This is a genomic window from Occallatibacter sp., assembly GCF_049802275.1.
Classification (GTDB): Bacteria; Acidobacteriota; Terriglobia; order Terriglobales; family Acidobacteriaceae; genus Telmatobacter.
The window spans coordinates 1-13479 of sequence record NZ_JBARMD010000121.1; the positions used below are offsets into that span (position 1 = coordinate 1).

Annotated in this window: 6 protein-coding genes; 1 reads left to right on the top strand and 5 read right to left on the bottom strand. The window is 59.7% G+C overall.

Annotated features, from left to right (window positions below; genetic code table 11):
• Positions 1-320 precede the first annotated feature (320 nt).
• Positions 321-2087, top strand: coding sequence for an alpha-glucan family phosphorylase (glgP, locus tag WA354_RS04000; protein ID WP_472811719.1), 1767 nt, complete (start codon positions 321-323; stop codon positions 2085-2087).
• Between the two features lie 166 nt (positions 2088-2253).
• Here glgP (WA354_RS04000) and WA354_RS04005 read toward each other — a convergent pair whose 3' ends face one another.
• The 5 genes from WA354_RS04005 to WA354_RS04025 all read right to left on the bottom strand — a co-directional run bounded on the left by WA354_RS04005 (position 2254) and on the right by WA354_RS04025 (position 13327).
• Positions 2254-2616 (bottom strand): hypothetical protein, encoded by a 363-nt coding sequence (locus WA354_RS04005; protein ID WP_472811720.1) that lies wholly within the window; start codon positions 2614-2616, stop codon positions 2254-2256.
• Positions 2617-2923: 307 nt separating this feature from the next.
• The gene (gene glgP, locus WA354_RS04010; protein WP_472811721.1) at positions 2924-5584 is read right to left on the bottom strand and encodes an alpha-glucan family phosphorylase; all 2661 of its coding nucleotides are present in this window, start codon (positions 5582-5584) and stop codon (positions 2924-2926) included.
• Positions 5585-5884: 300 nt separating this feature from the next.
• Positions 5885-6505: a GyrI-like domain-containing protein gene (locus WA354_RS04015; protein ID WP_472811722.1), complete on the bottom strand. Its 621-nt coding sequence runs from the start codon at positions 6503-6505 to the stop codon at positions 5885-5887.
• A gap of 152 nt (positions 6506-6657) precedes the next feature.
• Entirely contained in the window at positions 6658-10197 is a 3540-nt protein-coding gene (locus WA354_RS04020; RefSeq protein WP_472811723.1) for an efflux RND transporter permease subunit, read from the bottom strand.
• Positions 10198-10207: 10 nt separating this feature from the next.
• On the bottom strand, positions 10208-13327 hold the full coding sequence (locus WA354_RS04025; protein WP_472811724.1) for an MdtB/MuxB family multidrug efflux RND transporter permease subunit: 3120 nt from the start codon (positions 13325-13327) through the stop codon (positions 10208-10210).
• Between the last annotated feature and the right edge of the window lie 152 nt (positions 13328-13479).

Sequence of the window (13479 nt, forward strand, 5' to 3'; positions counted from 1 at the left end):
TTCCGCAGATTCTCATTTGTCACGCATCGAGCGGGGCGCACAGGGTGGTTGCAAGTCTCTCGCATTAAAGGAGAGCGGAGCTTTCCCGATGCGGACTTGGAGCATCCTACTACCGTGAGGTGGAAAACCGGCTCACGGAAGTTACCCCTGATCTCACTCGATGTCTATAACCAAAACGATTTTCCTTGTTAGAATCTTTCAAGGTTTCCCAGGTATTGTCATATCTGACCGCGGCGGAGATTTTTTGACCGAACGCGGCATTTTGAGATTTTCGATTTCAAGTTGCAGGCATTTGAGCGCGCCGCAGAGAGATGTAAAGAATGCAGCAGAAACCCTTTTCCTACGAAACAACCCCAACGAGTGGACTGGTCGCGTATTTCTCTATGGAGATTGCGATCAATCGCGGAATGCCCACGTACTCCGGTGGCCTTGGAATGCTGGCCGGAGACACACTGCGTTCAGCAGCCGATCTCGGTGTACCCCTGGTCGCATTTTCACTGGTGCATCGCAAGGGCTACTTTCAGCAGCATCTGAACCCGACCGGCGATCAGACTGAGGAAGTACAGCCGTGGAATCCATCGAACTTCTGCACGGAAGAAGCTGCACGCATCAATGTTTCTGTGGAAGGCCGCGATGTGACGGTGCGTGCGTGGCGCTACGACCTGGTGGGCCGTTATGGGCATGTCGTTCCGATTTATCTGCTGGACACAGATCTGGATGGCAATTCGGGATGGGATCGCGGGTTAACCGATCACCTGTACGGCGGCGACACAAACTACCGTTTGCAGCAGGAGATCGTGCTCGGACTGGGTGGCGCGCGCATGGCGAACGCTCTCGGCCTCAGAGTGAATGTCTATCACATGAATGAAGGACACGCGGCTCTGCTGACGCTGGCGTTGCTTGAGAGCGAGATGGGCGGCGGCCCACTGAATTCTCCAACCGAGTCCGACATTCTGCAGGTGCGCAACAAGTGCGTATTTACGACGCATACGCCGGTGCCCGCGGGACACGATCGATTCTCGACCGAGCAGGCGATCAGAATTCTTGGTGGAGAGAGAACGGCGCGGCTGGAGAAGCTAGGCGTCTTCGAGAGCGGCTTGCTGAACATGACGATGCTGGCGCTGCGTTTTTCGCGCTACGCGAACGGCGTGGCGATGCAGCACGGCAAGGTATCGCGCGCGATGTTTCCCCAGTATCAGATCGACTCGATCACCAACGGCGTGCACGCGCCCACGTGGGTTTCAGAGCCGGTGCAGCAGATGCTCGATGTGCAAATTCCATCGTGGCGCCGCGACAATCTGAATCTGCGCAATGCCATCGATCTGCCGGAACAGGAAATACTGAATGCGCATCGGCGCGCGAAGGAAGCGCTGCTGACGGAAGTGGCAACCCGGACTGGGCTGGTGCTGAATCCGAATGTGCTGACGCTGGGATTCGCGCGACGCGCAGCTACCTACAAGCGCGCCAACCTGATGTTCGCCGATCCAGAGCGCTTGCTGAGGATCGCGACCCAGGCGGGCGGGCTGCAGATTTTGTATGCAGGTAAAGCGCATCCTGCGGATGAGCCCGGCAAGGCCTTGATTCACAGCGTGATTGAAACGGCGAGCAAGCTGTCGAATGACATGCTGCGCGTGGTGTACCTCGAGAATTACGCATGGGACCTGGGTGCGTTGCTGACAGCGGGTGTGGATGTATGGGTGAATACGCCGCGGCGTCCGTATGAAGCTTCAGGCACCAGCGGCATGAAAGCTGCGTTGAACGGAGTCCCGAGCCTGTCGATCCTGGATGGGTGGTGGATTGAGGGCTGCATTGAAGGCGTGACGGGCTGGGCAATTGAAGACGGCGCCAACGATGCGGAAGAAGCCATGAATCTCTACAACAAGCTGGAGAACGCGGTAGCGCCCCTATACCGAGACGAACCCCAGAAGTGGGCGCGGTTGATGCGGACGACGCTGGCATTCAACGGCTCGTATTTCAACACCAATCGCATGGTGAAGCAGTACATACGCAATGCGTATTATCCGGTGAAGCTGATTGAGACCGTTGCGAAAGCCGAGGAGACCTCGCCCTCGTATGCGATGAAATAGGCGGCACGCAATATTCTCAACGGCGATTGAGCACAACGAAAAGCCCCATGCTTGGCAAAGCTATGGGGCTTTTCGTTTTCTCTGGGTTGGGGCTATGAGGAGTAGGGCCCTGAGGGTTGTTCCCTGATGCGATCTCGCGCCGACCGCCGAACAGGTTCGTTAAAGGTTAAGCGACCGCGAGGCCAAGAGCGCGGTTGATGCGGTTCTGGATCGGATCGAGAATCGGCTCGGGCATCGGCGAGAACGCGGCCGGGGTCACCGGCTCGGGCGCCTCCATGTGGAGAACTGGCTGCACGATCTCCTTCTCGCGTTCCACCTTCACCGGTTCCAGATGGATCGACTCTGACTGACGGACCTCATAACTGGCTCTTGGAGCGGAACGAAGGAAAGGATCGAGCGCATCCAGAGCTTCCTCGAGTTGTTCCTTGCGGAGCTGGAGCATATCGAACTGTTCGACGATCTGGTTGAGGTCGGAATGTGCAACTTCGAGCGCGGCCAAATATCTTTCGCGGTAGATTGGTGAGCCCATAGGTTCTCCTCTAGCAGTTTTCGAGGGGGCTTTCCGCTCAGCGTTGGGCCTTGCTCATTGATTGGCCCTACAAGGAATCCGCAGGAGAAACAGCAAGGTCGAAAAATGCTATGAACCGAAGTCTAGCCGCAGGTAATCATCCGAGGCATTACCCAAAGTATGTAGAGCGCCGGACTTTTGTGACAACCCGACTGTGACCCCACGAAATTAACTGACGTGGAGCAATCAACGACGTAACCATCCCCCCGCTGCGAGTCGAGACAATGAGAGAGGGTCGCCTTTTAACTATTTCATTTTAAATAACATATCAGCAGAGCGGGCGGATATCGCTTGAAGTGCCGCCGGCTGCGGGCACGTAGCATTTCTGCGTGTAGTCCATCACCATGCGGTCAGCGTTAAACCGCCAGCCAAGAGTACGAATGGTGCGTTTCATCCGCTTGATCCAGCCGCGGGGCAGACCGTCGGGGTCGCGATCGTAGAAAAGCGGAATGAGTTCGCCGGAGAGGACGCGGTAGAGGTCTTCGCCATCGCGGGAGTCGTGCACGTCCATATTGGAGTGGGTGCGACCCTTGCCGATGGCGAAACCATTAAGACCGTCGTAGGCCTCGGCCCACCAGCCGTCGAGCACGGAGAGATTGAGGCCGCCGTTGAGCACGACTTTCTGACCGCTGGTGCCGGAGGCTTCGAGTGGGCGTCGGGGATTGTTGAGCCACACATCGACTCCCTGCACGAGGTGCCGGCCTACGTTGATGTCATAGTCCTCGATGAAGAGGAACTTCTCGGCAAAGTCGGAATCGCGCATCATTTCGGCGATTTGCTGCAGCACGCGCTTGCCGGGCTCGTCATGGGGATGCGCCTTCCCGGCGAAGAGAAACTGCACCGGGCGCTTGGGGTCGTTGACCATGGAGGCAAGGCGCTCGATGTCCTTGAGCAGCAGGTTGGCGCGCTTGTAGGTGGCGAATCGGCGGGCGAAGCCGATGGTGAGGGCGTCGGGCGAGAGGGTCTTGCGCAAACGCCGAATCGATTCCGGCGACTCGGTGCGGCGTTGAGCCTGCTCCACCGCACGATAGCGCGCGAAGTCAAGGAGGCGCGCTTTGAGGGCGAGATGCGTCTCCCAGAGTTCGCCGTCGTCGACGGTCTCGATGGCTTCCCAAGTGCTTTTGGACCCGCTGCGCTTTTGCCAGTCCACGCCCAGGTGACGATCGTAGAGCCGGAACATCTGCGGCGCCAGCCATGACGGCACATGGACGCCGTTCGTGATGTGGCCGATAGGAACCGCGTCTTCAGAGCGACCAGGATAAAGGCCTTTCCACATAGCACGCGAGACTTCGCCGTGGAGCGAGGAGACGGCGTTGACGCGACGCGCGAGCTTGAGGCCGAGAACAGTCATGCAGAAGGTCTCGCCATAGTCCGTTGGGTGCTCCCGGCCGAAGCCCATGAAATTCTCCTGGGAGATGCCGAGCTGGTCGCGCAACGGTCCGAGGTGTTCTTCGATGAGCTCGGGACTGAAGCGATCGTGGCCGGCGGGAACAGGTGTGTGGGTGGTGAAGACGACTTCGCGCGGAATCTGGCTGGCGGCGGCATAGAAGTCGAGGCCTTCTTCTTCCATGCGCGAGCGGATCGCTTCAAATACAGCGAAACCGCTGTGACCTTCGTTGAGATGAAGAACGCCGGGCGAAATGCCCATGGCCTTGAGAGCGCGAAATCCGCCGACGCCGAGCAGAAGCTCCTGGCGGATGCGCGTACGCGAGTCGCCGCCATAGAGGCGCGATGTGGTTTCGAGGTCTTCCGGAGCGTTGCCGGGAACGTTGGAATCGAGCAGAAAGAGATCGCAGCGGCCGACTTTTACCTGCCAGACTTTGGCGCGAATCGCCGCACCGCGGGTGGCAATTTCAACGACAACGGGCGCGCCGTCCAGTCCGATTGCTGGCTGCATGGGGAGCTGGTTGATGTCGGTCTCGAGGTATTCTTCGCGCTGCCAGCCTTTTTCGTCGAGGCGCTGGAGGAAGTAGCCCTGGCCGTAGAAGAGGCCCACGCCGACAAGGGGGATATCGAGATCGGAAGCGCTCTTGATGTGATCGCCGGAGAGGACCCCGAGGCCGCCCGAGTAAATAGGCAGCGACTCGTGAAGGCCGAATTCCGCGGAGAAATAGGCGACAGGGCGCGGGCGAAGGATGCCTGCATTGGCCGCTCCCCAGGTGCGATCGCCCTGCAGATACTCCTGGCGACGGCGGTAGACATAGTTGATGCGGCTGTGGAGGACCAATTCGGTGGCACGGCGCTCGATCTCGCTGAGCGGCATTTCCTTGAGCAGGGCGATCGGGTTCTGGTTGAGTTCGCGCCAGCGGACCGGATTGAGGTCGCGGAAGAGATTGACGCAGTCTTGATCCCAGCTCCACCAGACGTTGCGGGCAAGTGCCCATAGGCGTTCCTGCGCAGGGGCGACGAAACGATCGAGGGTGCGGGCTTCGCTGACAACCGGTGCCACCTGTTCGGCGGCCTCTGCGAGCATGCGAATCTCGCTGTCGCGGAAGACACGGGGTTCCTTGGTCTGCACCACCAGGACGCCTTGGAGGATGCCGCGATCGATGAGGGGAACACCGAGGAAGGAGTGGTATTCCTCTTCGCCGGAGTCTTTGAAGTACTTATATCGTGGGTGGCGGCTGGCGTCATCGACCGCAACCGGTCTGACCTGCTCGGCGACCAGGCCCGCCAGCCCCTCGTGCAGCGGCATGCGGAGCGCGCCGATGCTGCGGGAATGAAGCCCAAGCGAAGCGGCGAGAACGAGATTGGAGCGATCGGGCTCAAGCAGATAGGCGGAGCAGACGTCGGTGCGGAACCGCGAGGCGATAAGCGCGACCACGTTCATCAGCGTGTCGGCGGGTTTGCCCCCATCCTGCGTAAGATTCGTGATTTCGTCGAGGGTCAGAACCAGGTTTGCGTCCATCGCTTCAGGAGAAATGCTCATCGATACCTCCGCGCAGTGTTGAAGTGCTGATGAGAAACACAGATGTGCAGATAGACGGCATCAGCGCGATAAGCCGGAAGGGCGAATGTGGTTCAGAAGAAATGCGAAAGCCTTGGGAAAATGGCTGAAAAAGAATGATCGCGCACGAAACTTGAATTGTCTTGACGATACCACTAGTTTGAGCGCATTCGCCAATGGCAATCGATTGCGCTGACGGCTTGACGCTCGTTCTGCACACGTTCCGGTGCGTAGAGACACTGCGGGCGGGCTGTGCCTTGAGACGGCGCACTGCGTGCATGCTCAGCGCATCGGTTGGCGGAGGATGGTTCTGAGTCTGGCGGGCGCGGTGCGTCGCGGGTCGCTCAGGTAAATCTCGTGATGCTTGCCGTAGAGTTCTTTGCCGGCGGCGTGGATGGCGGCGTGCATGCGCTGGATGACGGGGCCTTCTTCAGAGAACGGGCCGAGGTAGAGCGTCTGCACGGATTCGCCTTCGTCGAGGGTTTCGAAGCGGACGCGATCGAGAGCTGCGAGATTTTTCTTCTTGCGAACTTCGTCGAAGGCAGCGTCGATGTTTGTGCGGGTGATGAACTCGGGCTGGACGATCATGGCGGTCCATTTCCACGCGGATTTGTCGGCCTGCATGAAGACGCGCGGGTCGTCGGCCCACCAGAGACCTTCAAGGGGCATGACGCCGTAGTCGATAGCGCGAGGGCTCTTCTTGAGCGAGAACTTCAGCGTGTAGGAGAGCGAATAAAGAGCTTCAACGGCTTGCTCGAAGGACCCGGATGTGTTGGGGTCACCTTCGCCATCGACCATGAGGTAGGTAAGCGGGGGGACCGTCACGGTGGTGATTTCACCGGCGGGCGGCTGGTAGAGATGCCTCCATTGTTTCTTGAGGTCAAGCTTTTCCATGGTGAGCATGATTCACCTCCGGCATTGCATTGCCGGTGGGAGTATAGCGCTGGCGGGGACGCGACGCAGTGATGACAAGGCGGATCTTGAAGTTGTGCCCCGTTCATCGCGGCTTCATGCGATGAGCGGGTCTTCGAGACAAGCCGAATCGTCGGATGATGTCAGTCCCCGGTGGCTTCTTCCAGTTCCGACCCGATGCGGTGGAGTTTCATCACCCGCCACTGGAGCTTGTCGAAGAAGAGATACACGACCGGCGTGGTGAAGAGTGTGAGCAACTGCGAGACGAGCAAGCCGCCAACAATGGTGATGCCGAGGGGCTGTCGCAGTTCAGAGCCGACACCCATGCCGATGGCGAGCGGGAGTCCGCCGAACATGGCGGCGAGGGTGGTCATCATGATCGGGCGGAAGCGCAGGAGGCAGGCCTGGTAGATGGCTTCGACCGGGGGCAGCCCTTGTTCGCGTTCAGCCTGCAGCGCGAAGTCGATCATCATGATGGCATTCTTTTTCACAATGCCAATGAGCAGGAGGATACCGATCAGCGCCATGATGCTGAGATCGGTGCCGGTGATGAGAAGAGCAAGAATGGCGCCGACGCCAGCGGGGGGCAGCGTGGAGAGAATGGTGAGCGGGTGGATCAGGCTCTCATACAGAATGCCGAGGACTATGTAGACGGCCACGAGAGCGGCGAGGATGAGATAGGGCTCGTTCTTGAGCGACTCCTGGAATGCCTGCGCCGTGCCCTGGAAGGTGGCGTGGATGGAGGAGGGCATGCCCATATCGGCTTGAGCTTTTTCGAGCGCGGTAACGGCATCGCCCAGCGCGACGTTGGGCGCGAGATTAAACGTGAGTGTAACTGCTGGATATTGCCCCTGATGATTGACGGTGAGCGAAGTGCGCTTCTGCTCCCAGTGAGCGATGGTCGAAAGCGGCACCATTGCGCCGGTGGCCGCGGGCGCGGGAGTGGCGCTGGTGGCTGGCGCAGCAGCAGAACTCGGGGACCCGCTTGCTGACGAGGATGAGCCAGTCGTGCCCGAGAGGGTACCCGATTGAATCGCCGCTGCATTGGTCGATTCATCGTCGGAGGCAGCGATGGCAGCGATATTCGCCGCCACGGTGCTGGTGCTGCTTGTGCTGGTGGTGCCGGACGCTGCAGGCGTAGTACTTGTGCCCGAGGCGGTGCTGCTGGTGACCAGCTGTCCGCCGGCGGTCACGAATGTTGCCGGTCCAGCGGAGGTCGCGCCTCTTACAGCTAATGCCGGTGGCGCAGCAGCCGCGGCAGTCGTCGTCGCAGATGGGGCTGTAGAGCCAAGGTTGGGCACGGATGCAGGTGCGCCGGTCGAACCTGTCTTGATGTAGATGTTGTTGAGCGAATCGGGGCTCAGCTGGTACTGCGGATCAACCTCCATGACCACGAAGTACTGGTTCAGGCCGGTATACATGGTGGAGACCTGGCGCTGGCCGAACGCATCGTAAAGCACCTGGTCGATGGCGGACGCGGTGATGCCGAGGCGTGAAGCGGTGTCGCGATTGATGACAAGCGTTTCTGACAATCCCTGATCCTGTTGATCGGTAGAGACGTCGCGGAGTTCCGGCATGGCGCGCGCCCGGGCCTCAAGGCGGGGCGCCCAGGTATTCAGCTCGTCGACATTGGGATCAGAGAGCGTGTATTGATACTGAGCAGCGCTGCCGCGGCCGCCGACCTGGATATCCTGATTGGCCTGGAGAAAGAGGCGGGCGCCGGGAACGCTGGACAGCTTGCCGCGCAGCCGATTCACCACCTGATCGGCAGTCACGCGACCCGGGCGCTGGTTGGGGGGCTTGAGCGCGATGAACATGAAGCCGGTGTTATTACTGCCCCGGCCACCTCCCGCGAATGCGGTGACGGTTTCGATTGCAGGATCATTCAGCGTCATCTGCGCGAGCTGCTTCTGCTTGGCCTCCATGGCGGGAAAACTGATGTCTTGTGAGGCAATGGTCTGCCCGCTCAATCTACCTGTATCCTGCTGCGGAAAAAATCCTTTCGGAACAATTTTGAAGAGATAGATATTGAGGAAGGCGCAGCCAATCGCAACGCTGAGAGTTATCCACTGGTGGCGTAGCACCCAGCGCAAGGCAGAGTTGTACTCGTGGTGAACCCACTGAAACGCGTCCTCAAAGAGGCGGTAAAGACGGCCATGCTTGCTCTCGTCGCGCGATTTCAGGAATCGGGCGCAGAGCATGGGCGTGGTAGTGAGCGAGACGAGCAGGGAGACGGCGATGGCGACGCTGAGCGTTACAGCAAATTCGCGGAAAAGCTTGCCGATGATGCCGCCCATGAGCAGGATGGGCAGGAAGACTGCGATCAGCGACGTGCTCATGGAAAGCACCGTGAAGCCGATCTCCTTCGATCCTTTCATCGCCGCTTCGTAGGGCCTCATGCCCTCTTCGAGATAGCGCGTGATGTTCTCGATGACCACGATAGCGTCGTCGACAACGAAGCCGGTGGAGATGGTGAGCGCCATCAGCGAAAGGTTGTCGATGGTGTAGCCGAGCAGGTACATCACGCCAAAGGTACCGACGAGTGACAGCGGCACCGCAATCGATGGAATGACGGTGGCCCAGACCTCACGCAAGAAGAGGAAGACCACCAGGACGACGAGAAGGACGCTGATCATCAGCGAGATCTCTACGTCGTGCACGCTGGAGCGAATGGTGGTGGTGCGATCGACGGCCACGTTCATCTGGATGGTGGGCGGGATCTCGGCCTGAAGGCGCGGCATCTCCTTGAGGACAGCATCGACAGAATCGATGACGTTGGCGCCGGGAATTTTGAAGATGATGATCAGAATCGCATCTTTAAGTTTCCCGGTATGGCCGGGGGCGTTGTTGCCCGCAAAACCCGCGGTGTGAATGTCAGAGACAGAGTCGACCACGGTGCCGAGGTCGCCGACGCGGACGGCGGCTCCAGTCTGCTGGTTATAGCCGACGATGATGCCTGCGAAGTCGGCCGCCTTGAAGATCTGATCGTTGTCGTCGACCTGCCAGCGATGCTGCCCATCACTGAAGCTGCCCTTGGGACGGTTGGCATTTGCATTCGACAGGGCGGTGCGAACGGCTTCGAGTCCGAGTCCGTTGTTGGCAAGCTGCATCGGATTCAGCTCGACGCGGACTGCGGGCTGCGAGCTGCCGCCGACGAAGACCTGGCCTACGCCCTGAATCTGCGCGATCTTTTGCGCGAGGATGGAATCGGCCATGTCGTAGATCTGCGGCTTGGGAATGACATCGGACGTGAGCGTGAGAATGAGGATCGGCGCATCGGCGGGATTGGCTTTGCGATAGCTCGGGTTCTGCGGCAAATACGAAGGAAGCTGGCTGCGCGCTGCGTTGATGGCGGCCTGGACATCGCGGGATGCGGCGTTGATGTCGCGATTGAGATCAAACTGAAGCGTGACGCTGGCAGAACCGAGCGAGCTGGTCGATGTCATCTGGTTGACCCCGGCGATACGCCCAAACTGGCGCTCCAGCGGAGTAGCAACAGCGGAAGCCATGGTCTCCGGGCTGGCGCCGGGAAGTCCCGCGCCGATACCGATGACCGGAAAGTCCACGTCGGGCAGCGATGCGACGGGCAGAACCGAATAGGCCACGGAGCCGGCGAGCAAAAGGGCTACGCTCAGCAGTGAGGTGGCAACGGGCCGTTTGATGAAAGGTGCGGAAATGTGCATCGTCGCTGCCTCAGTCCGCCGAAGCCATGTGATGTTCAGGGCTCGTCTCAAGGTCGCGCGGCTTCAGGCGCTGGGCCAGCCGATCAAAGTAGAGATAAACCACGGGAGTGGTAAAGAGCGTAAGCACCTGCGAGAAGATGAGTCCGCCAACGATGCTGACGCCGAGGGGCATGCGAAGTTCGGCGCCCACGCCGCCGCCGAGTGCCAGCGGAAGTCCGCCAAGAAGCGCCGCCAGCGTGGTCATCATGATTGGCCTGAAGCGCAGCAGACAGGCCTGGAAGATGGCTTCTTCTGCCGATTTTCCTTCCTCTCGTTCCGCCTGAAGCGCGAAGTCGATCATCATGATGGCGTTTTTCTGCACAATACCAATGAGCAGGATGATGCCGATCAGCGCAATGACACTGAATTCCATTTGCGTAATCATCAGCGCGAGCAGGGCGCCGACGCCGGCCGAAGGCAAGGTGGAAATGATGGTGATGGGATGGATATAGCTCTCGTAAAGCACACCGAGCACGATGTAGACCGTGACCAGTGCCGCGAGGATGAGCAGCGGCTCGTTGGCCAGCGAGGTCTGAAACGCCGCCGCTGTGCCCTGGAAGCTGGCATTGATGCTGGTGGGCATGCCGATGCGCTGCTCCACCGCATTGACTGCCTTAACCGCATCACCCAATGCTCTGCCCGGCGCGAGGTTGAAGCTGATAATCGTCGATGGGAACTGGCCTTCGTGGCCGATGGCGAGTTGCGCCTTTGATTGCTCCCAGTGAGCGAGCATACTGAGCGGCACCTGAGCGCCATTGCTTGACTTCACGTAGAGATTGTCCAGGGCGGTGGGATTGGTCTGGAAGTTCTGACCCACCTCCATCACCACGTGGTACTGGTTGAGCTGGGTGAAAATGGTGGAGATCTGGCGCTGCCCGAAGGCGTCATAGAGTGTGTTGTCGACGTCGGCCATTGAAATGCCGAGGCGAGCCGCCGTATCGCGATTGATGACCAGCATCGCGCCGAGGCCCTGATCCTGAAGGTCGCTCGCAACGTCGGTAACGGCAGCCTCCTTGCTCAGTTCCTGCACCATTTTGCGGGTGTAGGTGGCGAGTTCGACAGAGTTGGGATCTTCGAGGGAGTACTGGAATTGTGTGCGGCTGACGCGGTCTTCCACGCTCAGGTCCTGCAACGGCTGCAGGAAGAGCTGGATGCCATCGACGTCTGCGACCTTGGGTTGCAGGCGGCGAATTACTTCAGTGGCGGTGATCTTCCGCTGGTCGAGCGGCTTGAGCGTGATCTGGATGCGGCCGGAGTTGAGCGTGGTGTTGGTGCCGTCGACGCCGATGAAAGAGGAGACATTGTCGACTGCGGGGTCCTGCAGAACAATGTCGACAAGTTTCTGCTGACGAAGTGCCATGTTGGCGAAACTGACGGTTTCAGGCGCTTCGCTGATGCCTAGAATCACGCCTGTGTCTTGCACCGGGAAGAAGCCCTTGGGAATCACGATGAACAGCAGAACGGTGGCGACAAACGTTGAAATGGTGACCAGCAGCGTGATAAAGCGGTGCTGAAGGACCTTCTTCAAACCGCGGCCATAGGAAGCAATGATGGAGTTGAAGACCTTCTCAGACCAGTAATAGAAGCGAGTCTGCCTGGCGTGGGCCTTGTCCCGCAGAATGCGCGAGCACATCATGGGCGTCAGCGTCAGAGAGACCACCGCCGAGACAAGGATGGTGACCGCGAGAGTAATGGCGAACTCGCGGAAGAGCCGGCCCACCACGTCGCTCATGAACAGCAGCGGAATAAGCACCGCGATTAGCGACACGGTGAGCGACATGATGGTGAAGCCGATTTGCTCGCTGCCTTTGAGAGCGGCACGCATGGGCGACTCGCCTTCTTCAATGAAGCGCGAGATGTTCTCGATCATCACGATGGCGTCGTCGACTACGAATCCTGTGGAAATGGTCAGCGCCATCAGGGTGAGGTTGTTGAGTGAGTAGCCCAGCAGGTACATCACGCCGAAAGTGCCGACAATGGAGAGAGGCACCGCAACGGATGGAATGATGGTGGCGGCGAGGTTGCGCAGGAAGAGAAAGATGACCATGACGACCAATGCCACGGTGAGCATCAGCTCGAATTCGACATCTTTTACCGATGCGCGAATGGTGGTGGTTCGGTCTGTAAGGACGTGGACCTTGACACTGGCGGGAAGGCTTGTCTGCAGTTGAGGAAGCAGCTTGTTGATCCGGTCCACGACAGCAATGATGTTCGCGCCGGGCTGCCGCTGCACGTTGACAATCACGGCCGGCTCGCGGTTCATCCATGCCGCTTGCTGCGAGTTCTCGGGGGCATCGACAACGCTCGCGACATCGGACGTGCGGACGGGGGCGCCGTTTCGGTAGGCGACGATGACGGGGAGGTAGTCGGCGCTGGAGATCAGCTGGTCGTTGTCGTTGATGGTGTACGAGAGCCGCGACCCGTTCAGCGTGCCCTTGGCCTGGTCGACATTGGCTGCGGCGAGTGCGGTGCGCAGGTCTTCAAGGCTGAGGTTGTAGGCGGCAAGCTGCGCGGGGTTGGCCTGCACACGGACAGAAGGTTTTTGTCCGCCGGCAATCGAAACCAGACCGACGCCGGTGACCTGGGAGATCTTCTGGGCAAGGTTGGTGTCGGCGGAGTCTTCGACCTTGTCGAGGGGCAGAGAATCGGAGGTCAGCGCCAGCGTCATGATGGGCGCATCCGCTGGGTTCACCTTGCTGTAGACGGGCGGATTGGGCAGGTCAGTGGGCAGAAAGCTGTTGGCAGCATTGATAGCCGCCTGAACTTCCTGCTCGGCCACATCGATGTCTTCGTCAAGGTTGAATTCGAGGGTGATGACGGAGCCGCCGCCGGAGCTGACCGAGGTCATCTGCTTAAGCCCGGGCATCTGGCCGAACTGGCGTTCAAGAGGAGCCGTGACGGACGAAGCCATGACGTCAGGTCCGGCGCCGGGATAGAACGTGAGGACCTGGATGATGGGGTAGTCCACCTCAGGCAATGCGGAGACGGGCAATTTCAGGTACGCCACGCCTCCTGCCAGCATGATGGCCGCCATCAGCAGGGAGGTCGCGATGGGGCGCAGAATAAACGGCCGGGATGGACTGAGACTCACTGGTGCTGCCTTTTATTGGAGCTGGGGTTCTGCGGAGCTTGACCTGTATTGGCCTTGACGGGCTGTCCCGTACCGGACCCTGCGGGTTGCGCGGCCTGTGGGCCGGAAGCCGGTTGGTGTTGAGGGGCTGCAGCAACGGTGACCGGCTGGCC